This is a genomic window from Guyparkeria sp. WRN-7, from assembly GCF_001641825.1.
Lineage (GTDB): Bacteria > Pseudomonadota > Gammaproteobacteria > Halothiobacillales > Halothiobacillaceae > Guyparkeria.
Genome location: NZ_LRFH01000014.1, coordinates 231285 through 256836 on the forward strand (window position 1 = coordinate 231285; position 25552 = coordinate 256836).

Below are 25552 nucleotides of genomic sequence, written 5' to 3' on the forward strand. Positions count from 1 at the left end.
GGGCGAATGTCGGCGTGCAGCCGACCGGCGCCCCGCAGGGCACCGGTCGGCTGCCGGGGAGGATGCGCCGGTCAGTCGAGCGTGGCGATGTGTGCTGCCAGCGCCTCGATCTCCTCGCCGGAGAGCTCGGCGGCGACCGGCAGCATCAGGCTGCCCTGGCCGTGGGCACGCTTGCCGGCGCGGTAGTCCTTGAGCGACTGGCCCACATAGGCGGCCGGCAGCCCGCGCAGCGCCGGGAAGCCGGCCGGCTGGTTGCCGTGGCCGCCCACCCCGTGGCAGGCGGCGCAGGCCGGCACGCCCTCGCGGCCGTGGGCATAGAGCTGAGCGCCCATTTCCGAGCCCTCGCTGGCCGGGTTGGCGACCTTGCGTTCCTGGGCGGCATAGTAGGCGGCGATGTCCAGGATCTGCTGGTCGGAAAGGCCGGCGGCCTGGCCGTTCATGATCGCGTTCTCGCGCTTGCCGCTGCGATAGGCCTTGAGCTGCGCGGCGATGTACTTGGCCGGCTGGCCGGCGAGCGACGGGAAGGCCGGCGTGGGGCTGTTGCCCTTGGCGCCGTGGCAGCCGGCGCAGGTCTGGGTCGCCTCGCGGCCGGCCTTGATCGAGCCGCCTTCCTGCGCGTGGACCGAACCGGCGAGGAAGGTCAGTCCCAGAAGCATGCCGGCAGTGAAACGGCCGCGGCGCGGCATGGGGTGAATTGCGTTCATCATCACTAGCTTTCTCGTTGTGGTTTCGCTGAAGGCCGGCCCTGGCCGAGAAAAACGACCCGTAATCAAACCGCATAAGTCTCTCGCTTGCAACCTCGCGGCGTGGCACGATGCCCGCGGGGAAACACCGGTTTACCTCCGCTTGCCCCGCTCAAGCCTAACCATGACCCAGCGAAACGCTCAGGAACGACCTGCATGACCCAAGATGCCGCCCCGTCGAGCCGCCAACTGTTCGACGCCGCTACCTTCATCAAGAGCGCCCCGCGCCTGGCCGACATCGGTGCGGATGCCGGCGCCGAGGTTGCCTTCGCCGGCCGCTCGAATGCCGGCAAGTCCACCGCGCTCAATGCCCTGGTGGGGCAGAAGGCGCTGGCCCGTACCTCGCGCACGCCCGGGCGCACCCAGATGATCAACCTGTTCGGTCTGGGTGGCGAGAAGGAGGGCGCGCGCTACCGGCTGGTCGACCTGCCCGGTTACGGTTTTGCCAAGGTGCCCCAGGCGGTCCGCCGCCAGTGGGGCGAGGCGATGGCGCAATATTTCGCCGAGCGCGAGTCGCTGGTCGGGGTGGTCGTGATCATGGACATCCGTCACCCGGCCAAGGAACTCGACCGGCAGATGCTCGACTACGCCGCCGCCCGCGGCCTGCCGGTGCTCGCCCTGCTGACCAAGGCCGACAAGCTCGGCTTCGGCAAGGTCAAGCAGACGGTCGCCCGACTCGAGCGCGAGCACCCGCTGCCCAACGGCCAGTGGATGGCGTTTTCCGGCACCAAGAACACCAACGTCCGCGAGGCGCGCGCGGTCATCGCGGATTGGTTGACCGCCGCCGGCTGAATCCGGCCTTATCCCAGCGAGAGGTCGGCGACCACCGGCAGGTGGTCGGAGATGCGCGGCACGATCGGGTCGCGCACCGCGGTCAGCGCATGCGCGTGCAGCGGACCGCGGATCCAGACCTGGTCGAGTGGCAGCAAGGGCCGCGCAGCCGGGAAGCTGCGCTGCGGCGGCAGGCGGGTAATCTGTCGATGCAGCGCCCGCAGGCTGCGCGCCCGCGGCAGCCATTCGTTGAAGTCGCCGGCGAGTATCAGCGGCTCGTCACCGGCCAGGCGTTCGACGGCCTCGGCCAGGCGGCGCCCCTGCTCGCGCCGCTCGATGACCCCCAGTCCCAGATGCACGGCCCAGCAGTGCAGGCACGCCTCCGGCAGCTCCACCCGGGCGCGCAGTGCCTGGCGTGGTTCGCGATTGGCGTGCGACAGCTCCAGCGGGGTCTCGGGGTGGATCGGCCAGCGCGAGACGATCAGGTTGCCGAAGTTGGTGGTCTCGCCGGGCCGATGCGCGCAGCCGCGTTCGTGTGTGGGGGCGAACAGCCAGTGGGGCAGGTCCGGCGCCAGTGCCTTGAGGAGCCGGTCGCGGTCCGGCTCGCTGGCGAGATTGGCTTCCTGCAGGGCGACGATGTCGGGGGCCAGCAGCCGGATCACCCGGGCCGTGCGTTCCGGCGTATAGCGTCCGCGATGGTCGATGCAGCTGTGGATGTTCCAGGTGACCATCCGGAAGCGGCGGGTTGCCTCATGCTGGTCGGTCATGTGTTTCCCGACGCCTGCTCACGCAGGGCGAGCCAGCGCGATAGCCCCCAGCCGATGCCGACGAACAGCACGGTGAGCGCGGCCAGCACACCGATGGTCGTCGGGCTTGGTTCGAGCACGGCGCGCAGCAGCTGATCGGAGAAGATCGTCAGGGCGGCGGTGCCGGGAGCCAGTCCGGCAAGACTGCCGATCAGGAAGTCACGGAAACGGATGCGGGTCGCGCCGGCCACCAGGTTGACCACGGTGAACGGTGCCAGCGGTATCAGCCGCAGGGAAAAGACGGTCAGGATGCCGCGCCGTGCCAGCCGGCGCGAGAGCTCGTCGAGCCGCTTGCCGGCCAGCCGGCGCAGGGCCTCGCCACCGAGGAAGTGCCCGATGAAGAAGCCGAGCAGCGCCGCGAGGTTGAGCGCGCCGTAGGCCAGACCGAATCCCGTCCAGGCGCCGTACATCAGGCCCGCGACCACGACCAGTGGCGTGGCCGGCAGGCCGGCGAGCAGTGCGACCACCGCAAGCCCGAGGAAAATCCAGCTGCCGCCCGGCACCTGCCGCAGATCGCCCAGCTGCGCGAGCAGCTCTCCCGGCGAGATGGCCTCGCCGAGTGGCGTGAACTTGAGCAGGCCGGCGGCGAGCACGGTCAGGACGATTAGCCCGGCGAAGGCGGCGGCCTTGCGGCGCAGCGGTCGGCGCGCCTTCCTTTCAATGAACATGTCGATCAGCTCCTCGGGTGGTCGGGCGCGCTCGGGGTCGATGACGGCAGCGCCCGGCACCTGGCGGTCGATCTCCGGATCGAGCGTGATCTCGAGCGGTTCGAGCCAGCGGTCCTCGCCCGGTCGGTTGAGCCGGTCGATGGCCGCGCTGACACTGCCCTCGGCGCGTTCGGCCTCGGCAACCTCGCCCGGCCGGCAGCCGAGGTGTTCGCCGAGGAGTTCGTGGCGCATGGCGGCAATGGTCCGGCGGGCCTCGTCGCGGTCGCCCAGCAGCGAGAGGTTCAGTTCGCTGTCGAAGCCCATCGAGCGGTTGGAGGTGTTCGCCGAGCCCAGATTGATGTGGCGGTCGTCGCCGATCACCAGCTTGGAGTGCAGGCTGACCATGGACGGTTCCAGTCCGACCACCGCGGGGTAGAACAGCCGCAGGCGGCCGTGGCGGTCGGCCTCGCGCAGGCGATCGATCAGCCGGGCGCGCAGCACGTCCATGGTCAGGCGCTCCAGCCAGCCGTCCTTTTCCCGCGGCAGCAGCACGATCACCTCGGGGCCGGAGTCGGCCTGCAGCGAGTCCATCAGCGCGTCGCCGATGCGATGGCTGGTGAAGTACTGGTTCTCGATGTAGATGCAGTCGCGCGCCTCGCCGATCAGCCGGCACAGGGCGGTCTCGATCTCGCGCACCTCGGTCTGGTCGCGCCAGGCCGGCAGCGTGCGGCAGATGCCGACCGAGGCCTGTTCGAGGGTCACCGCGACCTGTGCTGCGGGCCAGGGTGCCTCGCCGGCCGGCAGGGCCGGTGAATCGAGCGTCTCGCCGGTGGCGCGCTGCCAGCGCTCCCGGGCCAGCTCGCCCAGGTCACGGCAGATCGGTCCGGTGAGGGCGAAGGCGAGATCGTGAAACGGTGGATAGGGATGGCCGTCCGGGTCGCGGCGCACCGGGTCGTCGGCGGCATGGTCACGGCGATCCCAGCGCCAGCGGGACGGGTCGAAGCCGCCCACCAGGGCCGTGCGGTCGTCGACCACCAGAAGCTTCTGGTGCTGCGAGGCCCCAAGCGGGTGTTCGCCGTCGTAGTGGACGCGCAGCCGTGGGTGACGCGCCATCGGTCGCGAGAACAGCGGCATCCATTCGCGCTCGAAGGCGTAGATCATGGCGAAGTTCCACGGCAGCAGGTGGATCGTCAGTCCGGGGTTCCGTTCCAGGGCCCGGTGCAAGATCGCCGTGAGGTGACAGGGCGCCTGCTCGCTTTCGCAGGGCCGTCGCATGATCACGCGGCTGTCGACATCCCAGCACAGGATCACCGCCTGATTCCGGGCCTGAGCGATCAGCTCGGCGAACGCCGGAAACCAGTTTTCGCCGTCGACGACGAGGCCGAGGCGGTCGGCGCGGCCAAGTCGCCAGAACCCTTTCGGCTTGTCGGTCGAGGTTGAGGTGGCCTGTTCCTGGGGTGGCATGCGGGTGTCACCCTCCTGTTCGGGTCGAGCGCTTATGAATGGTCGTCCTCAAGGCTAGTCCAATGGCGGCGTCATGCCGTGAGCAATGCCCACCAGGTCAGCGCCGCGATCAGGCACCAGGCCAGCGGCAGCACCAGCAACGGGACCGGGTGGCGCAGCTGGCTCGACAGCAGCAGTCCGATCGTGGCGATGGCCGTGGGATCGGGTGCCAGGCCGAAGAGTTCCAGTGACGCCGGCGAACGCCCCACGGCCAGCAGCAACAGGGGGTGCCCCAGCAGCCCCCAGCAGGCAATGGCCAGACCGATGCGAGCACGCCGGCCGGCATACCCGATGGCCAGGCCCGGCCCGACCAGCGCAATCGCGGCGATGGCGAGTGCCTGGGCGACGAACACGCCTGCCAGCCAAGGGGCGAGGAGGTTGATCTCCGCGTAGAGATCGAAAAAACCCCAGGCTACCGCGGCCCACGCCGCGGCCAGGAGGATGCCTGCCGCCCGCTGGGCGACCCGCTCGGGGCGCAGGGCGAGCCACAGCATGGCGACGACCAGCAGCGCAAGCAGGCCGTGCCACGGCCACAGTTCGAGGTTGAGCCGCTCGAACAGGCGCCGATAGGTCTCCGGCGAGAACATCAGCAGGTCGCCGGGGCGATAACTCAGCCAGGTGGCGAGCGTGTCCATCATGGGCTCAGAGCCGCGCGACGTGGCGTGCCAGTCGTTCGCGCAGGGCCTCGTCCGGCAGCGGGCCGCGCAATGCCTGCATGTTCTCGCGCATGTGGTCGACCCGGCTGGTGGCGGGGATCGCACAGGTCACCGCGGGGTGGGCGATGATGAACTTGAGCAGGGCGTCGGCCCAGTTGGCCAGCCCCGCCTCGCGGGCCCAGCCGGGAAACGGGTGGCGCTTGACCCGGTCGATCAGCCGTCCGCCCTGGAAGGGCCGATTGGCGATGAAGGCGATGTCGCGCTCGGCGGCCAACGGCAGCAGCCGCTGCTCGGCCTCGCGGTTGGCGAGGCTGTAGCTGGCCTGCACGAAGTCGATGGGCCGCTCGCGCATGATCCGTTCGAGCTCGCGGTGGCGCCGGCCGTGCGAGGTGGTAATGCCGACGTAGCGCAGTTCGCCTGCCTCGCGCATCGCCAGCAGGGTCTCGAGGTGCGCCTCCCAGGCCACCAGGTTGTGCACCTGCATCAGGTCGAAGCGGTCGATGCCCCACAGTCGTTCACTGCGGGCGACCTGCTCGCGGGTGGCGTCCTCGTCGGGCGTCCACACCTTGCTGGCGGCGAACAGCGGATCGGTCCGCTCGATCGACGCGAGGGCATGGCCGAGGACCGCCTCGGCCGAGCCGTACATCGGCGAGGAGTCCACCAGCTGGCCGCCGCGGTCGAGGAAGGTACGCAACACCTCGGTGCGCTGCTGGCGGGCACGCGGATCGCTGCCGACATTGAAGGTGATCCAGGTGCCCATGCCGATCGCGGCCACCGTCTCGCCGCTGGCGGGAATGCGTCGCTTGATGATCGGGTCCGCCACCGCGCGGGCGGACCCGCCCGGCAGATAGCCGGCGATGAGCCCCGCTGCGGCGGCGCGCAGCAACTGCCGCCGTCGCCTGTGGTGGGTATTCGGCACGCCTCGTTTTCTCCCTGAAAAAGTCCCTTTCGTAACAATAGTTTTTCAGCACTGGCAGTGCCAACAACCCAGCGCTAGACTCGGTTTATGCCCCTTTCCGCATAAGGTGCGGTTGACGCTAAGGAGGCGTCGACGGCGTATGCAGCGACGAATCACCCTTTTTCTGCTGCTTGCGGTGGCAATGGCCGCCGCCTTGACGGCACTGAGCGTGGCCGGGTTGGCCAGCCACCAGCTGGCCGAGGTGGGAGAGGAGCGTGTCGCCCACCTGCACAGTCAGCTGCGCGAGCGCTTTCGTGCCTTCGACCTGTTGCTGGCCGAGGAGGAGGCACAACTCGACGAGCGCCTCGAGAACCGGCTGCCGCGCATCGACTCCGCCCTGCGTGTCTGGGTCGAGGACCCGCGTGCCGCTCCGCCGGAGGTGCTGGAGCGTCTGGCAGAACGCTTTCGCGTCGAACACCTCTACGTCATCGATACCGACGGGGTGGTCGTGGCGACCAACTATGCCCCGGACCAGGGGCTTGACCTATCCCAGGCCGGCGAAGGAATGCGCCAGATGCTTGCCCGGCTGCGCGGCAGCGGCCAGGTATTCTCCGACCGGTTCAACATCTCCATCGCCACGGGCAAGCTGCGGAAATATGCCTATTTCGGCCCCGTGGATGCCTCCTACATCCTGGAGGCATCGCTCGACCTGCAGGAGTTCATTGCCAAGCGCCGCAGCGATCGCTACCTCGACTTCCTGTTCAACCGTCTGTTCCGGGCGCCGACCCGGATGGACGGCCAGGTCGTCTCGCTGGACACCTTCCTCGCCAACGGGTTCGGCGCCTGGTCCCTGGGCGGTTCGGGCGAGACCTTGCCGGCCAAGGTGCTCGAGGTGTTCGAGACCACCGAGAGGGACACCGTGGTCCGGCGCCGCGGGGATCGATTGGTGCGTTACGAGCGCTATACCCGCGTCGGCGGCTCCGGCGGCGAGACGGAGGACCTGATCACCCGGGTCGTCTACGACAACAGCGCCCAGAAGCGGCTCCTGCAGCTCACGGGCATTCTTGCCGTGGTGGCGGTGCTGGTGTTCGGCACCCTGGCCTTCCTGATCAGTCGCTGGTTGTTCTCCCGTCACCTCATCCGGCCGGTCAATCGGATTGCCGATGGGCTGGCCGGGCTGTCTCTCGGCCATTCCGGGTCCATCGAGCCGACCGGGGTGCGCGAGCTCGACGTGATCACCCGTGGCGTCAATCAGTTGCAGGGACGCATCAAACGACGCGAGCGGGCGCTGGTGGAGGCCAACGAACGGCTCGATGCGCGGGTTCGAGCCCGCACCGCCGAGCTCGAGGAGGCCAATCGCGAACTGCAGATGCTGGCGACCCGCGACGGCCTGACCGGGCTGGCCAACCGGCGGCATTTCCTCGCAGAGGCGGAGCAGCTCTGGCTGCACGCCAGGCGTTCCGGCGAGCCGCTGGTCATTGCCGTACTGGACCTCGATCATTTCAAGGACACCAACGACCTCTACGGGCATGCCGCCGGGGACGTGGTGCTTTGCGAGCTGGCCGCCTGCCTGCGCGGCACGTTGCGGGAGACCGACCTGGTCGGCCGGCTGGGTGGAGAGGAGTTCGGCGTGCTGTTGCCCGACACGGACCTTGCCGGCGGCGAGTCGCTGCTGCAGCGATTGCGCGAGCGGATCGCTGCCATGCCGGTGAGCTTCGAGGGGCGGACGTTGTCCTTGAGCGCAAGCATCGGCCTGAGCCAAGCGCGGCCCGAGGATGGTGGCATTGCCGAGGCATTGTCCCGGGCGGATCGCGCCCTGTATGTCGCCAAGCGCCAGGGCCGGAACCGGGTGCGCGTGGATCGTGCCTAGGGCCGGTTCCCGTCGTACGCGATGGCGGGTACGCATTTTGAAAACAGAATATTCAAATATTTGATAATGCTGGAATTAAAACTGATTTCAGTCCGCATCTGGACCCCGGTAGGGTAATAGTCCAATAATGCCCACACTGAGGCTGTGGGTTTGGTCATCGATGCCCGTCCCGGCGGGTCAAGGAGGAGGTGGATGCGGGGCAGGCGGAAGCAGGCAGGAGGGTGGGGTCGGGCACTGGCCGATCGGCTGGCCGCCTCGTTCCGTTCGCTGCGCGCGCTGATGGTGATTGCCGCCCTGCTGGTGTCGCTGGGGCTCACCGTCGCGGTCTACCTGGTCACCGAGACGGTGTTTACCCAGGCCGTGCAACGTTCCGCGGTGCAGAACGCCCGCGTGCTCGCCGACGGCACCTTCAACGCGATGTACCAGATCATGCGTCAGGGATGGACGCGTGAGCAGCTCAACGAATTCCTCGATTCCCTCAACCAGCGCGCCGATCCGGGCGCGGTGATCAACGTCTACCGTGGCGAGCGGGTCGACGCGCTGTTCGGCCCGCTCGCCCAGCCCGCCCCCGATGACACGGCACGCGCGGCGTTCGATACCCGTCGCACCCATGTCGAGACCGACGCCCAGCTGGTGCGTTACGACCGTCCCCTGATCGCCAGCGGCGAATGCCTGCAGTGCCACGTCAATGCCGAGGTCGGTGACGTGCTGGGGGTGCTTTCCATCCGTCAGCCGGTCGGACCGATGATCGAGCAGGCGCACGACCAGCTGGTCGACCGCCTGATGCTGATCGTTCCCGTCCCTCTGCTGGTCGCGCTGCTGATCGCCGGCTTTCTCAGCTGGCGGCTGGGTCGGTCGCTGCGGCGGCTCAATCGCTCGGTCGAGCAGGTCAACCGGGTCGACGATCTGGCGCATCTGCGCTTTGCCGGCGCGTCGACCGGCTTTTCCGAATTCGACGACGTGCTCGGTCGGGTGGACGTGCTGACCGACAAGGTCCGTGACGTCGCCATCGACCGCAACCTGCTCGAGTTCGAGATCGGGCTGATGGAGCACTTCGTGATCACCTCCGACGTGGTGCGCGACTGGCGGCGCTACGTGCGCGACCTGCTCGAGGAGATCAACAAGCAGTTCACCGTTCACGGCGTGTTCACCGCCTTCTCGATCGCCGACCGGCCGGTGGGCGTGGACGTGTTCTGGCAGGGGCGGACCGATGAGGTGGTCGCCGCGCGGATCGATGCCGAGGTCAGCCGGCGGGTGGGCGAGTGCTTCGGCGGCGAGGCGCGCGAGGTGACCCCGCGGCAGCACAACGGCCATGACGGCGAACTGCTGACCGACGCCGGTTGCCTCGACCTGCATACCAAGACACTGACGATGGACCTGCCGCCGATGCAGGGCATGGTCGGGCTGATCGTGCCGATGGGCGAGGCGCGCATGACGGTCAAGCGCCTGGTGATCGAGTCGATCCTCTCGACGCTGATCAACGTGGTCGGCTCGGTGCGCGCGATCGAGAAGCACACCGAGGATCTCGAGTACTTCGCCACGCGCGACCCGCTCACGCGTCTGTACAACCAGCGCATGTTCTGGTCACTGCTCGAGTACGAGATCGGCCGGGCTCGCCGTCACGAGTACCGGTTCGGGTTGATGGTCATCGACCTCGACGACTTCAAGCGCGTCAACGACCGTTACGGCCACGGCTTCGGTGACGACTACCTGCGGCGGGTGGCGGATCTGCTGCAGACGGGCCTGCGCGACGGCGACATCGTGGCGCGTTACGGTGGCGACGAGTTCGTGGCCATCCTGCCGGATGCCGACGACCGCACGGCCGAGCAGGTCGGCGAGCGGTTGCTTGCCCGTGTTCAGGAGACCTCCATCGCGGCCCCCGACGGCGAATCGCTGCGCCTGTCCCTGTCGATCGGCCTGGCGGTCGGTCCCGCGGAGGAGGGCGCGACGACCGGCCAGGTGCTGTTCTCGCTGGCCGATCAGGCGATGTACCGCGCCAAGGCCGCCGGCAAGAACCGGCTGGCGGTCGCCGATCGCGACGATGTCACCGCCGCCGAGCCGGTCGACGAGCCTGGCGCGGACGCGGTCACGTCGCTCACGGCCGAGGCGGTGTCGGTGGTCTATCAGCCCGTCCGGCGGGGAGACGGCACGGTGGTGGGCGCCGAGGTGTTTGCCCGCGCCCGGGTCGGTGATCGTGTCGTGCCGGCCGCGGCGTTCGTGGGGGTGCTGGGGCGCGGCCAGATGATCGACGTGGTCGACCGGCGCGTGGTCGCCATGGTGCTGGCCGACCCCGCCCTGGCCGACTGCCGTGGCCAGTTGTTCTTCAATATCGCACCGACCAGTCTCCTGGAATCGCGTTTCATCGATTTCCTGCTCGAATCGATCGCCCATTCGCCGCTGAACCCCGACCAGGTGGTGATCGAGATCAGCGAGAGCCCGCTGGCCGGGGACGTCAGCGCGCTGGGCCGGCCGATGGCGGACCTGCGTGCGGCCGGCGTGCGCACCGCGATCGATCATGCCGGCTCGGGCCGGGAGACGTTCGCCTATCTGCGGCGCTTCGCGTTCGATTACCTCAAGATCGAGGCCGACTGGCTGTGCGATCGCAAGGTGAATCGCCGCGACCGGGCGTTCATCGACGGGCTGCTGGCCATCGCCGAGACCCTCGGCGTCACGGTCGTTGCGCACAATGTCGAGACCGACGCCCAGGTCGAGCTGATCCGCGGGCTGTCGATCGAGCTGATGCAGGGCTACCGCTTCGCCCGCGAGACCGAGGCCCTGCCGTCGGCGTTGCTGCCCGCCCCGGAGGCGCGCTGACGTCTTGGGGGTGGGACGACGGGTGCGGTTTCTCAGCGGCTGGGGCGCACCAGGCTGATGTCATCCAGTCGCTGGCCCGCCTGTTCGCGTGCCAGGCGCAGGAAGGCGTCCATGTAGGCCAGTCGGTGCTCGTCGCGGCGCACCGCCAGGTGCATGGTCGAGGACATGCCGTCACCCAGCGGGCGGGCGGTGACGATGCCGCGCTCCAGTTCGTCGGCGATGGCCCATTTCGGCAAGGCCGCCACGCCATGACCGCTGGCCACCCACTGGGCGATCATCGCCGTCAGTTCGGACTGCCGCGAATTCGCCGGCTCGATGCCGGCCGGGTCAAGGAAGCGGCGGTAGATGTCGAGCCGTTCGCGATCGACCGGGTAGCCGATCACCGTCTGGTCGGCGAGCATCTCGGGCTCGATGCGGGTCTCGTTGGCCAGCGGGTGTCCCGGCGCGAGCGCAAGGACCACGGGGTAGCGGAACAACGGTTCGAAGTGCAGTTCCGGGTCGTCGATCGGATCCGAGCTGATCACGCCGTCGAGCCGGCCGTCGCGCAGCGCATCGATCGCATCGAAGCCCAATGACATCGACAGGTCGGTCTCGATCGATGGCCACTGCGCCCGATAGTGCTCCAGGGTGGGAATCAGCCAGGTGAAGCAGGAATGGCATTCCAGCGCCAGGAACAGGCGCCCGGTCGCCCCGCCGGCGATCTGGCGCAGATCGCGGTCGAGCCGCTCGATCTCCGGCAGGATCACGTCGGCCCCTGCCAACAGCCGGCGGCCCGCCTCGGTCAGACGCATTGGCCGCGAACTGCGTGAGAAAAGCGGCGTCTCGTAATAGGATTCCAGTGCCCGGATCTGGTGCGACAGCGCCGATTGCGTCAGGTGCAGCCGGTCGGCTGCCGCGGCCAGCGAACCGGTCTGCTCGATGGCGCGGATGGTCTTGAGGTGACGCAGTTCCAGAAACATGGAAAGCCCTCGCAGGAACCCTGTTCAAGGATAAAAAAGGCCGGAGGGATTGTCCCGCACCGGCCTTGATGTGTCCGCTGTCCGCGGGACGTCAGTCGTCGCGCGGGGACTTCAGGGTGACCAGTTCCTCGGCCGAGGTCGGGTGCAGGGCCACCGTGTTGTCGAAGTCGGCCTTGGTCAGGCCGGCCTTCACCGCCACCGCGAAGCCCTGCAGCATCTCGTCGGCGCCGTCGCCCACGAGGTGAAGGCCGGCGACACGCTCCTCCTTGCCCACACAGACGAGCTTCATCGCCGTCTTGAAGCCGTGCCCGGAGAGAGCGTAGCGCATCGGCGTGAACCGGGTCTCGTAGATGGTGACCTGATCCTTGCCGAATTGCTCGATCGCCTGCGGCTCGGTCAGCCCGACCGTGCCGACGGCCGGGTGGGCGAAGACCACCGTCGGAATGGTCTCGTATTCGAGGTGCGCCTCTTCCTGGCCGTCGAACAGCCGATCCGAGAGACGTCGGCCCGCGGCGATCGCCACCGGCGTGAGCGGATACTTGCCGATGATGTCGCCGATGGCGTAGATGCCCTTCACGTTGGTGTTCTGATAGGCATCCACCGGGATCATGCCGTTTTTCTCCACCTCGACGCCGGCCTTGTCCAGACCGATGTCGTCGGTATTCGGCTTGCGGCCCACCGCCCAGATCACCTGGTCGAACGGGCCGAGCTGCTCGCCGTCGGCGCCGTGTATGACGGTGCCCTCGTCGGTCTTCTCGAGTTTCGCGACCTTGAACGGCAGGTGGGTTTCGATGCCCTGCTGCTCGAGATTCTCGGTGGCCGTCTCGCGGATCAGCGGATCGAACGGCGCGAGGATGGTGTCGAGCATGTCGAGCAGGGTGACGTAGCTGCCCAGCGAGCGCAGCACGCCGGCGAGCTCCACGCCGATGTAACCGCCGCCGATCACGGCGGTGCGCTTGGGCAGCTCGTCGAGCTCGAAGAAGCCGTCCGAGGTGATGCCGTGCTCGGCGCCCGGCACCGGTGGCACCAGCGGCCGGCCGCCGGTGGAAAGCACGATGTGGTCGGCGCTGTAGGTGGTGCCGTCGACATCGACCTGCTTGTCACCGGTCAGCCGGCCGTAACCGTCGATCACGGTCAGCTTGAGGTCCTTGGCATAGCCGTCCCAGAAGCGGTTGATGCCGGCGATGAACTCGCGGCGCTTCTTTGCCAGCGTGCCGAAATCGACCCCGCCGGTGGCCTCGGGGAAGCCCCAGTCGGCGGCATCGACGCGATCGTGGGCCAGGTTGGCGGCGTACCACATGACCTTCTTCGGCACGCAGCCGACGTTGACGCAGGTGCCGCCGAGAGCGGTCGGCTCGATGACGGCAACGTCCTTGCCGTACTGCGCGGCCCGCTCGGCCACGGCCAGGCCGCCGGAGCCGCCGCCGAGGACGATCATGTCGAAATGCTTGCCACTCATGGATGCCTCCAGAAAGGTGTTGGGACGATTGTCGTCTGGCTTTCGGATGCCGGGGCGCTCCCGCGGCATGCGAAAGCCGGCCCGGGGGAGGCCCGGGCCGGTGATGGGTCGCTACGGTTGAGCGATCAGTAGCCCTGCTGCTTGAGCCAGGCTTCGACTTCCTCGCTGCCGCCGACCTTCTGGCCGTCGACGTAGCACTGCGGCACGGTCTCGGTCTGGGCGACGGCACGCAGGGCGCGCAGGTTCACGTCGTCACCGACGACGATCTCGTCGAACTCGAGATTCGCGTCGTGGAGCATGCCCTTGGCGCGGGCGCAGAACGGGCAGCCCTTGCGGGTGAACAGCATGATCGAGTGCGGCTTCTTGGCGTTCGGCGCCAGCCAGTCGAGCATGGTGTCCGCGTCGGAAACCTCGTACGGGTCGCCCGGCTTCTCCGGCTCGATGAACATCTTCTCGATCGTGCCGTCCTTTACGACCATGGAATAGCGCCAGGAGCGCTTGCCGAAGCCGAGGTCGTCCTTGTCGACCAGCATGCCCATGCCGTCGGTGAAATCACCGTTGCCGTCCGGCAGGAAGCGGATGCGGTCGGCGTCCTGGTCCTCGGCCCACTCGTTCATGACGAAGGCGTCGTTGACCGAGATGCAGACGATCTCGTCGACACCGTTCTCCTTGAACACCGGCGCCAGCTCGTTGAAGCGCGGCACGTGGCTCGAGGAGCAGGTCGGGGTGAATGCGCCCGGCAGGGAGAAGACGGCGACGGTCTTGCCCTTGAAGATCTCGTCGGTGGTCACGTTGACCCAGTCGTGGTTCTGACGGGTGCGGAAGGTGACGTTGGGTACCTTCTGGCCTTCGCGGTTCTCCAGCATGCGGAATCTCCTTTTGAGTTGGAAACAAACGAACGAACAAAACCGGGGCGGGGTGCGGGGCACCTCGCCGTCGAAAAATCATGGGGACGGAACGTCAAAAAACAATCGCCGCCCGGTCAGTCGCCGCGGCGAGTGCCGCGACGTGACTGCAGAAAGCATAGTCGAGGGTTTCCATCGAGGGAAATTGGTTTTTCCCATGCTTTTGATAGCCGAAAACTATCAATTGGTGCGACGGCTGCCGCTTGCCGGCCGAAGGGGTCAGTCGGTCGGCGGCAGTTGTTCCAGCGCCCAGAGCGACTCGAGCGGTTCGCGGCGACGGATCTCGTGGCAGGCATCACCGTCGACCAGCACCTCGGCCGCCCGTGGGCGGGTGTTGTAGTTGGAGGCCATGGAGAAGCCGTAGGCCCCGGCGCCGAGCACGGCAAGCAGGTCGCCCTCGGCCAGGTCGAAGCGCCGGTCATGGCCAAGGAAGTCGCCGGTCTCGCAGATCGGCCCGACGATCTCCCAGGCGGCGTGCTGGCGTTCGCCCGGGGCCTGCCCGGCCGGGACGATCGCCATGTCGCTGCCGTAGAGGGCCGGGCGCATCAGGTCGTTCATCGCCGCGTCGACGATGGCGAACGACTTGTGCTCGCCGGGCTTGAGGTATTCGACCCGGGTGAGCAGTGCACCGGCCGGTCCGGCGATGAAGCGGCCCGGCTCGATCCAGATCGGCAGCTCGCGGGCGAGCGGGTCGGCGTCGACCACCGAGCGGATCGCCTCGATCCAGTCGGCCGCCGCCGGCGGGGTCTCGTCGGTGTAGCGGATCCCGAGCCCGCCGCCGAGGTCGAGGTGTGCCAGTTCGATGCCGCGCTCGGCGAGCTGGTGGGCGAGCTTCATCACCCGTTCGGCTGCATCGCGGAACGGGCTGACGTCGGTCAGCTGCGAGCCGATGTGGCAGTCGATGCCGGTGACCGCCAGTGACGGCTGGGCATGGGCCCACTCGTACAGCGGCAGGGCATCGTCGATGGCGATGCCGAACTTGTTGTCCTTCAGCCCGGTGGAGATGTAGGGGTGGGTGCGGGCGTCGACGTCCGGGTTGACACGCAGCGAGATCGGCGCAATTTGGGACATTTCGCTCGCAATGTCGGCAATGCGCCGCAGTTCGGCCTCGGATTCGACATTGATGCAGCCGATGCCTGCTGCCAGCGCGCCGCGGATTTCGTCGGCCGACTTGCCCACGCCGGAAAACACGCACCGGGCCGGATCGCCGCCGGCCGCCTGCACGCGGGCCAGCTCGCCGTAGGAGACGATGTCGAAGCCGGCGCCCAGTCGGGCCAGCACGCTCAGGATGCCGATGTTGCTGTTCGCCTTGACGGCGTAGCAGATGCGGTGGGACCGCTCGCCGAAGGCCTCGGTGAGCGCGGTGAAGGCCGATTCGATCGCTGCCCGCGAATAGACGTAGGTGGGCGAGCCGAACCGCTCGATGATCGCGCTGGCGGTGACCTGTTCGATCTGCAGCTCACCGTTGGCGGTGCGGGAGAAGAACGGCGGGAGTTCGGTCTGGGACACGGCGTGGCTCCGGGGTCAGTCCTGGTCGGTGGCGGTCGGGGAGGTGTCGGTTTCGGCCGGCGCGGCATTCGCGTCCTCGTCGGGGAGGTACAGCGGCCCCTTCTGGCCGCAGCCGCTCAGGCACAAGGCGGTCAGCAGCAGCCCTGTTCCGATTGGGCGAGACAAGCTGGGGATCGGCAACAAGCGTGTCATGCGGACTCCCGGGCCCGGAGGGCCGTTTGCGGATGAATGACGAGGATGGCTGGCGGCCGATTATGCCTCAAGCCGCGGCCGGTTTGCTCGGCCCCGGCGTCACGGTGCCTGCAGGCAGGCGATGAAGAAACCGTCGCAATCGTGCCGGTCCGGGCGCAGTCGCAGCCAGCCCTCGGCGGTGACGGCATCGCCGGGCAGGCCGATGTCCTCGGGGCTGGCCGTCTGCCAGCCGGGGTGCTCGGCGAGAAAATCGGCCACCACCGCCTCGTTTTCTGCCGGCCACAGGCTGCAGGTGGCATATACCAGCCGCCCGCCGGGGCGGGTGACCGCGGCGCCCTGCTCGAGCAGTTGGCGTTGGGTGGCGGCCAGGCCCGGCCAGTCGATCTCGGCCCAGCGCAGCTCGGGGTGGCGACGCCAGGTGCCCGAGCCACTGCAGGGCGCGTCGATCAGCACACGATCGAACTGACCGAGTGCGTCGGGGAGGGGCTGGGTGGCGTCCAGGGCGTGCAGCGACAGCGCACGATCGCCGTGCCGCTCGGCGCGGGCCCGCAGGCGCTCCAGGCGCTCGGCATGCAGATCGCAGGCGACCAGCTCCAGGTTGCCGCCGCTCTCGTCCAGCAGGCCGAGGCTCTTGCCGCCGGCGCCGGCGCACAGGTCGAGGACCCGCTCCCCCGGCTGCGCGTCGAGGGCGCGTACCACCCACTGGCTGCCGGCATCCTGGATCTCGAACGCACCGCGCTCGAAGGCCGGCAGGCGCGTCAGGCGGGCGGGCCGGTCGAGCCGCAGGCCGAGCGGCAGGCCGGCGATGGGCGTGGCGTCGATCGCCGCGTCTGCGAGCTCGCGCCGCAGCGCGTCGACCGTGCCGCAGCGTGGGTTGGCGTGCAGGTCGATCGGGGCACGGGCCTCGAGCGCCTGCGCCAGTGACTCGGGGTCATCGGGGGCAAGTGCGTCCCACTGGGTCGCGACCTCGGCGCCCAGGTTGAAGCGGATCTCGGTCGGTAGGTCGGTAAAGGACCTCCGTCGGCGATCGGCAAGTCGGTCGATGTCGTGCTCGTCGAGCCCGGCCTTCTCGGCGAGGACCGGGTCGAGCGCATCGGCGAGCAGCAACGCGGCGCCCACCCGCATTGCCATCGTGGGCGCTTCGCGGCCGAGCAGCCAGTCGAGCACATTCCGCTGACGGAGGACGAACAGGGTCAGTTCGCGTACCCGCTCGCGATCGCGGCGGCCCATCCGGCGCCGGGCGGCGAGCTCGCGTTGCAGGGTGCGATCGGCCGGCAGGCCATCCTGGCTGATGCGCTCGAGCAGCTCCGCGGCGAGTTGCAGCTGGGCGGGGAAGGGACGGCCACGCGGCAGGGTCGGCGCGGGCCAGTCGTTGCCGGACAGGGTGGCGGGATCGGGGGTCGGATCGGACATGCCGTGGGCTCGTCGGTCGGTTGGCGGCGCTGGGGTCGAGCGTGGGATCGCTGCCCTTTGGTAGTATCTCACGACCCAGCAAGCGGTCCGGCTCCGGCCGGCCAGCGTCATTCCAAGGGAACCAGTTACATGAACACGCAAGCAAACGCGGCGGTCGACCTGCATTTCGAGGAGCGCGGCGGCGGGCTGCCGGTGATCATCATGCACGGCATGTTCGGCTCGCTCTCCAACTGGCGCGGTGTCGCCCAGTCGCTGAGCGAGAACTACCGGGTGGTCAACGTCGACCTGCGCAACCACGGCCGCTCCCCGCATGCACCGGGACTCGGCTACGAGGCGATGACCAGCGACATCCTCGCCCTGATGGACCGGCTCGGCATCGAGCGCGCCCATCTGATCGGTCACTCGCTGGGCGGCAAGCTCGGCATGGTGCTCGCCGACCGGCACCCCGAGCGGGTCGCGCGCCTGGCGGTGGTCGACATCGCGCCGAAGTGGTACCCGCCCTGGCACCAGGACGTCTTCGAGGCCCTGGATGCGGTCGACCTGCCCAATCTGGAATCGCGCGAGCAGGCTCGCCAGCAGATGGCGGCCCATGTGTTCGAGCCGGAGGTGCGCGCCTTCCTCGCCGCCAATCTCGAGCAGGTCGACGGGCAGTGGCGCTGGCGCTTCAACCTGCCGGAACTGAAGGCCGCCTACGAGCAGACCTCGGACATGCCGGCCCTGTCGGGCTTCTATCTCGGCCCGACGCTGTTCATCCGCGGCGCGCAGTCGGCCTACATCGAGGCGGCCGACGAGCCGCAGATCGGACGGGATTTCCCGCAGAGCTGCATCGCCACGCTCGAGCGGGCGCGCCACTGGCCGCACATCGAGGATACCGAGGGCTTTCTCGACGCCGTGACCCGTTTCTTCGCCCGCGGTTGCGAGGAATTCCCCGCGCCTCGCGAAGACTGACGGCCGGTTTGTAGGAAAATTCCTACAAAACAAATCGCAAATTCCTACGAAACTTTCGGCGATTTCGTCTATCCAGCCGCCGCCCGACGGCGCAATATGTGTCCCGTGCTCGGATGCACATCGGGCAGGAAGCCCACCAGGCCAGGACGGCCGAGGGATCGTACGGCGAACAGGACGTTCGCGCAGGAAGCACCGGCAGAGGATCTGCCAGTACGGGTTGCCGGGTTCGCCCGGCGCGCGCCAGGCGCTTGTCTAAGGATGCGCACCGTAAACAACCGGCACTCGGGACAGAGTCCAGGTTTTTTGCGGGTCGCCAGGAGGCAACGGCGCGTTCGGCAGGGAGGCCGGGCCCGACCAGGGACATGCCGAGCGTCCAGGATGGACGCTGCCAAGGATGGCACGGGACGATTCCGCGCGGGACGCGCGCTCAGATGCAGGAAGGCATCGCCGAAAAAAAACGGTGGTAGACACCGGCAACAACAAGCAACCGCAGGAACGGTCACCGGCGAGACAAGAAGCAAGAAGCAACAGGACCGGCAACGGAGTTGCCCTTGTCTTAGGGATAAGCACTCGCCACACCGGACCCAAGGATTGGGACCCAAGCCTACGCGCAGGGAAACCGCGCGAGATCCGGCTTCACGGCAGGATCGATTCTTGGCCAGGAAGGCCCTCCTCCTTTTTTCAGCAATGCTGTTCGCAAACCACCCTCTGACTGGATCAGATCGGGTGTTTTTTGCGTGTCCGCTGGCCGGGTGCGGTCGCCGGCCGGCCCGGTAGTGGCCTGTCCCGGCGTGGCGGGGTAGACTGCGCCGGCCATGAAGCTCGACGCCTTCGACTACCACCTGCCCCCGGAACGGATTGCCGCTCGTCCGGCCGAGCCGCGCGAATCCGCGCGCCTGCTGGTGCTGCCGGCGACCGGCCCTTTCGATCATCGCCATATCGCCGATCTTCCCGACCTGATCGCGCCCGGTGATCTCCTGATACTGAACGACACGCGCGTGATCCCGGCGCGCGCCTTCGGTCGCAAGGCCTCGGGCGGCCGGGTGGAATTCCTGCTCGAACGACTGCTCGATGCCGAACGGGCGCTGTGCCACCTGCGCAGCAGCCGCTCGCCCAAGATCGGCGCCCAGCTCCTGATGGAGGGCGGTGCGACGCTCGAGGTGGTCGGACGCGACGGGGCCCTGTTCGAACTGCGGCTGGTCGACTCGGAAACGCCGGGTGGCTTGCTCGGCTGGCTGGAAGCGCACGGCCACATGCCGCTGCCGACCTACATCGAGCGCCCCGACGACGACCAGGATCGTCACGACTACCAGACCGTGTTCGCCCGCCGTGACGGAGCCGTCGCCGCGCCCACCGCCGGCCTGCACATGACCGAGGCGCTGCTCGAGAAGCTCAAGGCCGGGGGCGTGGAGACGGCGTTCGTCACCCTGCACGTCGGGGCGGGGACCTTCCAGCCGGTGCGCAGCGAGACCATCGAAGGGCACGAGATGCACCGCGAGTGGACCGAAGTGCCGGAGGCGACGGTCGAGGCGGTTGCCGAAACCCGGCGGCGCGGCGGGCGCGTGATCGCCATCGGCACCACCGCCGTGCGCGCGATCGAGACCGCCGCCCGCGCCCATCCCGAGCGGGCCGCGCGGGGCGAGATCGGGGCGTTCGTCGGTGACACCCAGCTGTTCCTGTATCCCGGTGTGCCCCTGCACGTGATCGACGCGATGCTGACCAATTTCCACCTGCCGCGCTCGACTCTCTTGATGCTGGTCTCGGCCTTCGCCGGGCGCGAGCGGGTGCTGGCCGCCTATCACGAGGCGATCGCACGGGGCTATCGCTTCTACTCCTTCGGGGATGCCATGTTCATCGAAGCCAATTCGTCCGGCGAGCGGAAGACCGACGCATGAAGTTCCAGTTGCACGACTGCACCCTGGCCAAGCCGGCCGGCGAACGGGTTGACGGTCCCCGCCGCGGCCAGGTCCGCTTCGAACGCGGGGTGATCGATACCCCCGCGTTCATGCCGGTGGGGACCTACGGCACGGTCAAGGCCGTCACGCCCGAGGAGCTGGTCGACCTGGGCGCGCAGATCGTGCTCGGCAACACCTTCCACCTGATGCTTCGCCCCGGCACCGAGATCATCGGCCTGCACGGCGACCTGCACGATTTCATGCACTGGGAGCGGCCGATCCTGACCGATTCGGGCGGTTTCCAGGTGTTCTCGCTGGCCGACATGCGCAAGATCACGGAGGAGGGTGTGCGCTTCGCCTCGCCGGTCAACGGCGATCAGGTGATGCTCAGCCCCGAGTCCTCGATGCAGGTGCAGCACGAACTCGGTTCGGACATCCAGATGATCTTCGACGAGTGCACCCCCTACCCGGCGACGCCGGAGGTCGCGGGCGCCTCGATGCGCCTGTCGCTGCGCTGGGCGAAGCGCTCCAAGCAGGCGTTCGAAGCGCTGAAACCCGAGGGCTCGGATCGCGCCCTGTTCGGCATCGTCCAGGGCGGAATGCACGAGTCGTTGCGGCGCGAATCGGCCGCCGGGCTGATCGACCTGGGTTTCGACGGCTATGCCGTCGGCGGGCTGTCGGTGGGCGAGCCGCTCGAGGAGCGCAACGCGGTGCTCGAGGTCACGCTGCCCGAACTGCCCGCAGAGCGGCCGCGCTACCTGATGGGCGTGGGCAAGCCCGAGGATCTGGTCGAGTCGGTCGCCCGCGGCGTGGACATGTTCGACTGCGTCATGCCGACCCGCAACGCGCGCAACGGCCACCTGTTCACCCGCTATGGCGACGTGCGGCTGAAGAACGCCCGCTTTGCGACCGACGTGCGCCCGCTCGATGAAGACTGCGACTGCTACACCTGTCGTCACTACTCGCGTGCCTACCTCAAGCACCTGCACAAGACCCGCGAGGTGCTGGGCGCGCGGCTGGCCACCATCCACAACCTGCACTACTACCAGGTGCTGATGGCGGAGATGCGCGCGGCAATCGAGGCCGACGACTTCGAGGCCTTCCGGGCGCGCTTCTACGCCGATCGCGACCGCGGGACCTGACGGCTCGGCCCAGCGGGCAATGCAATCCCCCGGGCTTGTGGCATACTCCGGGGCTGCTTTAAATCACCACGCACGAATCCAATCGGGAGCACCAAACACGATGTTCTTTATCAGCGATGCCATGGCCCAGGCGCAGGGCGCCGGTGCCGGCGAGCCCAGCCTGCTGGCCACCTTCCTGCCGCTGCTGCTCATTTTCGCCGTCATGTACTTCCTGCTCATCCGCCCGCAGATCAAGCGGCAGAAGGAGCACAAGAAGCTGATCGAGTCGATCGAGAAGGGTGACGAGGTAGCGACCACCGGCGGCATGCTGGGCCGTGTGGTCAATCTGGGCGACACGCTGGTCGTCCTCGAGGTCGCGGACAACACCACCATCGTGGTGCAGCGTTTCGCCATTGCCTCGGTCATGCCCAAGGGCACCATCAAGGACGCTCGCGAGGCCTGATCCTCGCGGTTGTTACCAGGGCTCGCCACGGCGGGCCCTTTGTCATTCCCGTCCACCGACAAGGGATTGTCGTCGGTGGATCGAGCCCCGTCCCGGGGTGCATTCCACGCGAAGGTCTAGAAGATGAACCGCTACCCCCTGTGGAAGAATCTGATCGTCGTCGTTGTCGTGCTGGTGGGGCTGTTCTACGCCCTGCCCAACTTCTTCGGCGAGGAGCCCGCCCTGCAGATCTCCAAGCGTGACGGTGCCGTCGAGCAGACGGCGCTGGCCGAGGCCCAGAGCGCCCTGCGCGCCGCGGGCATCGACTACACACGCAGCGAGACGCAGGACGAGTCGGCCCTGATCCGGTTCCCGTCGACCGACGAGCAGCTCGAGGCCGTCGACGTGGTCCGGGCGGCGCTGGGCGGTGATTACCCGGTGGCGCTCAACCTCGCGCCGGCGGCTCCCGACTGGCTGACCGACCTCGGCGCCCTGCCGATGTACCTCGGTCTCGATCTGCGTGGCGGCGTGCACTTCCTGATGCAGGTCGACATGGATGCGGCAATCAAGACCGCGCTGGAACGTCGCGTCGACGGCATGCGCGCCGACCTGCGCCAGACGAAGCTGCGCTACGTTTCGGCCGAGGTGGGCGATGATCAGCGCATCCGGGTGCGCTTCCGCGATGCCGCCGACCGTGACCAGGCCATCGAGCAGCTCACCGCCGACTACGAGGACCTGACGTTCGACGAGAGCGAGATCGAGGGCGAGCCGTACCTGGTCGCCAAGATGACCGAGGAGGGCGTGACCACCGAGCGTCGCGCCGCGCTCGAGCAGAACATCACCACGCTGCGCAACCGCGTCAACGAGCTGGGCGTGGCCGAGCCGCTGATCCAGCAGCAGGGCGAGGACCGCATCGTGGTCGAACTGCCGGGCATCCAGGACACCGTCCGCGCCAAGGAGATCCTCGGCGCGACCGCGACCCTGGAATTCCGCCTGGTGCACGGCACCCCCACCGACTGGATGGAAGCCGACGATTCCGGCAGCGTGCCGCCGCAGGCGCGTCTCTACCAGCGTCGTGGCGGCGGTCCGGTACTCCTCAAGCGCCAGGTGATCGTCACGGGTGATCGCGTCACCGGCGCCTCCTCCGGTTTCGACCAGGATTCCGGCTCGCCGGCGGTGTTCGTCAATCTCGACAGCCAGGGCGCGCGTCGCATGGCCGACATCACCGGCGACAACATCGGCCAGCAGATGGGCGTGGTGTTCATCGAGAACCGCACCGACAGCAAGGTCGTCGACGGCAAGCTGGTCGAGGAGAAGCGCCGGGTCGAGGAGGTGATCAATGTCGCCACCATCCGCGACCAGCTCGCCAACCGCTTCCAGATCACCGGTCTCGACTCGCCGGAAGAGGCGCGCAACCTCGCGCTGCTGCTGCGTGCCGGCGCCCTGCGCGCCCCGATGGACATCGTCGAGGAGCGCACCGTCGGCCCGAGCCTGGGTGCCGAGAACATCCAGGCGGGCGTGAACGCCGCCATCCTCGGCTTCGTGCTGGTCGCGATCTTCATGATGATCTACTACCGCGTCTTCGGCGTGATCGCCGTGGTCGCGCTGGTGACCAACCTGATCCTGATCGTCGCGGTGCTCTCGATGCTGCAGGCCACGCTCACCCTGCCGGGCATCGCCGGGATCGTGCTGACCGTGGGCATGGCGGTGGATGCGAACGTGCTGATATTCGAGCGCATCCGCGAGGAGCTGAGGAACGGCATGACGCCGCACGCGGCGATGAAGGCCGGCTACGAGCGGGCGTTCGCCACCATCCTCGACGCGAACATCACCACGCTGCTTGCCGCACTGGCGCTGTTCGCCTTCGGCACCGGCCCGATCAAGGGCTTCGCCGTGACGCTGTCGATCGGCATCCTGGCCTCGATGTTCACCGCCGTGATGCTCTCGCGTGCCTTGGCCAACCTGATCTACGGCCGCCAGGCGCGCCTGAAGGGACTTTCCATCTGAGCCGACTCCGTGCCGGCGTTCGAATCAGACGAGTGAAAACATGAACGTATTTCCGCCCAACGCGCGTTTCGACTTCTTCGGCAAGCGCTTCATTGCCTACGTCCTGTCGGTGCTTCTGCTGCTGGTGGCCGCCGGCTCGCTGGCGACCAAGGGCCTGAACCTGGGGTTGGACTTCACCGGCGGCGTGGTCGTCGAGCTGGGCTATCCGCAGGGTGCCGACATCGAGGCGGTGCGCGACACGCTCGACGAGCACGGCTTCGACCAGGCGGTCGCACAGCTGTTCGGTTCCTCCGAGTCGGTGCTGGTGCGCCTGCCGCCGAGCGGCGAGAGCCAGTCGCGCGTCGCCGACGCCGTGCTCACCGCCCTGCAGGCCGAGGCCGAGGACGTGACCATGCGTCGGGTCGAGTATGTCGGCCCGGCCGTGGGCAAGGAGCTGTTCAATGCCGGCGGCCTGGCGCTGCTGGTGGTGCTCGCCGGCATCCTGGTCTACGTCGGTTTCCGCTTCCAGCTGCGCCTGGCCGGCGGGGCGATCCTCGCCCTGGCTCACGACCTGGTGGTGGTTCTCGGTATCGTCAGCCTGCTGGGCATCCGTTTCGACCTGACGGTGCTGGCGGCCTTCCTGGCGCTCGCCGGCTACTCGATCAACGACACCATTGTCGTGTTCGACCGCATCCGCGAGAACTTCCAGAAGATGCGCAAGGGTACCGAGCAGGAAGTGATGAATGCCTCGGTCAACCAGACCATGTCGCGGACGGTGATCACCTCCGGCACCACCTTCTTCACCGCGCTGGCGCTGTTCGTCTTCGGTGGCGAGGCGCTGTACGGTTTCTCGCTGACCCTGCTGCTGGGCATCGCGATCGGTACCTTCTCCTCGGTCTACGTGGCCTCGGCCCTGTCGCTGGACATGGGGCTCAAGCGCCAGGACCTGCTCAAGATCGACGATCGGGAAAAGGCCAAGCAGGTCGAGGACAACGCCTCCTGACCGGCATTGTCGACCGGACACGAAAAAGCCCGCCGATCGGCGGGCTTTTCATTGCCGGCAGTCGCCGTGGCTTACGCCTCCGGGCGGGACACCGACTGGTAGGCCTGATCGGCCTTGCTGATGCGCTGGAGCATCACGTGCGCCAGCTTGGGGTTGGCGCAGATCACGTTGCCGTTGGCCAGGTACTCGTCGCTGCCGCGGTGGTCGACGACCACGCCGCCGGCCTCGCGCACCAACAGCACACCGGCGGCCATGTCCCAGGGCTTGAGGCCGAATTCCCAGAAGCCGTCGAAGCGGCCGGCGGCCACATAGGCCAGGTCGAGCGCAGCCGAACCCGGGCGGCGGATGCCGGCGATCGGGCCGTGCAGCGCCTTGAGGGTCGCGACGTAGCGGTCGAGGTTCTGGTCGTCGCGGAACGGGATGCCGGTGCCCAGCAGCGCGCCGTCGAGCCCCTTGCGCGGCGAGACGCGGATGCGGCGGTTGTCGAGGAAGGCGCCCGAGCCGCGCTCGGCGGTGAACAGCTCCTGGTTGACCGGGTTGTAGATCACCCCGAGTTCCAGCCGGCCGCGACGCTCCAGTGCGATCGAGACCGCGTAGTGGCCGATGCCGTGCAGGAAGTTGGTGGTGCCGTCGAGCGGGTCGACGATCCAGCGGTACTCGGCGTTGTCCTCCCCGCTCGCACCGGTCTCTTCGGCCAGGATGGCGTGATCGGGGTAGGCGCGCTTGAGCGTGTCGATGATCGCGGCTTCGGCCTGGTGATCGACCTCGCTGACGAAGTCGTTGCGCTTTTTCGACTCGATGGTGAGATCGTTGACGCGATCCCGGCTGCGGGAGATGACACTGCCGGCGGCGCGAGCGGCGCGCACGGCGATATTGAGCATGGGGTGCGGCATAATGGTCTGGTCGGCTCGACGAGCGAATGGTGGATGACGGGCCGTGGCAGGCGGTCTCGCCGCTGCCGTCAGGCACGTCCGGGCCGGTCGATCGGACCGATGCGTCCGGCCGTGCCCCG

20 protein-coding genes and 1 pseudogene are annotated in these 25552 nt (G+C 68.1%); 9 read left to right on the top strand and 12 right to left on the bottom strand.

Translation table 11 applies throughout. The annotated features are described in order from the left end of the window. Positions 1–71 precede the first annotated feature (71 nt). On the bottom strand, positions 72–707 hold the full coding sequence (locus tag AWR35_RS05685) for a c-type cytochrome (protein WP_058574981.1): 636 nt from the start codon (positions 705–707) through the stop codon (positions 72–74). A 192-nt stretch (positions 708–899) separates the two neighbouring features. Between AWR35_RS05685 and yihA the strand changes: the two genes are divergently transcribed. Beyond that, a complete protein-coding gene (gene yihA, locus AWR35_RS05690; RefSeq protein ID WP_058574982.1) occupies positions 900–1535 on the top strand; it encodes a ribosome biogenesis GTP-binding protein YihA/YsxC in 636 nt (211 codons plus the stop codon). A gap of 8 nt (positions 1536–1543) precedes the next feature. On the opposite strand, the gene AWR35_RS05695 is transcribed toward yihA, so the two are convergent. The 4 genes from AWR35_RS05695 to AWR35_RS05710 all read right to left on the bottom strand — a co-directional run bounded on the left by AWR35_RS05695 (position 1544) and on the right by AWR35_RS05710 (position 6045). Beyond that, a complete protein-coding gene (locus AWR35_RS05695) occupies positions 1544–2281 on the bottom strand; it encodes an endonuclease/exonuclease/phosphatase family protein (protein ID WP_058574983.1) in 738 nt (245 codons plus the stop codon). Beyond that, on the bottom strand, positions 2278–4431 hold the full coding sequence (locus AWR35_RS05700) for a VTT domain-containing protein (protein ID WP_058574984.1): 2154 nt from the start codon (positions 4429–4431) through the stop codon (positions 2278–2280). The genes AWR35_RS05695 and AWR35_RS05700 overlap by 4 nt, the downstream gene beginning before the upstream one ends. A gap of 71 nt (positions 4432–4502) precedes the next feature. Beyond that, positions 4503–5108, bottom strand: coding sequence for a DUF6064 family protein (locus AWR35_RS05705; RefSeq protein WP_058574985.1), 606 nt, complete (start codon positions 5106–5108; stop codon positions 4503–4505). A gap of 4 nt (positions 5109–5112) precedes the next feature. Beyond that, positions 5113–6045, bottom strand: coding sequence for an aldo/keto reductase (locus AWR35_RS05710; protein WP_058574986.1), 933 nt, complete (start codon positions 6043–6045; stop codon positions 5113–5115). A gap of 139 nt (positions 6046–6184) precedes the next feature. On the opposite strand from AWR35_RS05710, the gene AWR35_RS10985 reads away from it, so the two are divergent. After that, positions 6185–7894, top strand: coding sequence for a diguanylate cyclase (locus AWR35_RS10985; protein WP_058574987.1), 1710 nt, complete (start codon positions 6185–6187; stop codon positions 7892–7894). Positions 7895–8086: 192 nt separating this feature from the next. Beyond that, complete coding sequence (locus AWR35_RS05720; protein WP_058574988.1) at positions 8087–10708, top strand: diguanylate cyclase; 2622 nt, start codon at positions 8087–8089, stop codon at positions 10706–10708. Positions 10709–10740: 32 nt separating this feature from the next. On the opposite strand, the gene AWR35_RS05725 is transcribed toward AWR35_RS05720, so the two are convergent. The 6 genes and pseudogenes from AWR35_RS05725 to AWR35_RS05745 form a co-directional block, all read right to left on the bottom strand. After that, positions 10741–11667, bottom strand: a complete 927-nt coding sequence (locus AWR35_RS05725) for a LysR family transcriptional regulator (protein ID WP_058574989.1) — start codon at positions 11665–11667, stop codon at positions 10741–10743. Positions 11668–11758: 91 nt separating this feature from the next. Then, positions 11759–13126: a glutathione-disulfide reductase gene (gene gorA / locus AWR35_RS05730; protein ID WP_058574990.1), complete on the bottom strand. Its 1368-nt coding sequence runs from the start codon at positions 13124–13126 to the stop codon at positions 11759–11761. 125 nt (positions 13127–13251) lie between these two features. Next, positions 13252–13992, bottom strand: coding sequence for a glutathione peroxidase (locus tag AWR35_RS05735; protein WP_058574991.1), 741 nt, complete (start codon positions 13990–13992; stop codon positions 13252–13254). A gap of 258 nt (positions 13993–14250) precedes the next feature. Continuing rightward, positions 14251–15540 carry a diaminopimelate decarboxylase gene (gene lysA / locus AWR35_RS05740; protein WP_058574992.1) on the bottom strand — a complete coding sequence of 430 codons (1290 nt, stop codon included), beginning with the start codon at positions 15538–15540 and terminating at the stop codon, positions 14251–14253. 75 nt (positions 15541–15615) lie between these two features. Beyond that, positions 15616–15705: pseudogene (locus AWR35_RS10920) on the bottom strand (lipoprotein); the annotation flags it as partial. A gap of 126 nt (positions 15706–15831) precedes the next feature. Further along, positions 15832–17145 (bottom strand): RsmB/NOP family class I SAM-dependent RNA methyltransferase, encoded by a 1314-nt coding sequence (locus AWR35_RS05745; protein ID WP_058574993.1) that lies wholly within the window; start codon positions 17143–17145, stop codon positions 15832–15834. Between the two features lie 129 nt (positions 17146–17274). Between AWR35_RS05745 and AWR35_RS10760 the strand changes: the two genes are divergently transcribed. The 6 genes from AWR35_RS10760 to secF all read left to right on the top strand — a co-directional run bounded on the left by AWR35_RS10760 (position 17275) and on the right by secF (position 24540). Next, positions 17275–18093, top strand: coding sequence for an alpha/beta fold hydrolase (locus tag AWR35_RS10760; protein ID WP_058574994.1), 819 nt, complete (start codon positions 17275–17277; stop codon positions 18091–18093). Positions 18094–18908: 815 nt separating this feature from the next. After that, entirely contained in the window at positions 18909–19988 is a 1080-nt protein-coding gene (queA, locus tag AWR35_RS05755) for a tRNA preQ1(34) S-adenosylmethionine ribosyltransferase-isomerase QueA (RefSeq protein WP_058574995.1), read from the top strand. After that, positions 19985–21130 (top strand): tRNA guanosine(34) transglycosylase Tgt, encoded by a 1146-nt coding sequence (tgt, locus tag AWR35_RS05760; protein WP_058574996.1) that lies wholly within the window; start codon positions 19985–19987, stop codon positions 21128–21130. The genes queA and tgt overlap by 4 nt, the downstream gene beginning before the upstream one ends. A 100-nt stretch (positions 21131–21230) precedes the next feature. Beyond that, positions 21231–21572: a preprotein translocase subunit YajC gene (gene yajC / locus AWR35_RS05765; protein ID WP_058574997.1), complete on the top strand. Its 342-nt coding sequence runs from the start codon at positions 21231–21233 to the stop codon at positions 21570–21572. A gap of 123 nt (positions 21573–21695) precedes the next feature. Continuing rightward, positions 21696–23558, top strand: a complete 1863-nt coding sequence (secD, locus tag AWR35_RS05770) for a protein translocase subunit SecD (protein ID WP_058574998.1) — start codon at positions 21696–21698, stop codon at positions 23556–23558. Between the two features lie 40 nt (positions 23559–23598). Further along, positions 23599–24540, top strand: coding sequence for a protein translocase subunit SecF (gene secF / locus AWR35_RS05775; protein WP_058574999.1), 942 nt, complete (start codon positions 23599–23601; stop codon positions 24538–24540). 71 nt (positions 24541–24611) lie between these two features. On the opposite strand, the gene AWR35_RS05780 is transcribed toward secF, so the two are convergent. Further along, positions 24612–25433 carry an inositol monophosphatase family protein gene (locus tag AWR35_RS05780; RefSeq protein WP_058575000.1) on the bottom strand — a complete coding sequence of 274 codons (822 nt, stop codon included), beginning with the start codon at positions 25431–25433 and terminating at the stop codon, positions 24612–24614. Positions 25434–25552: the final 119 nt, after the last annotated feature.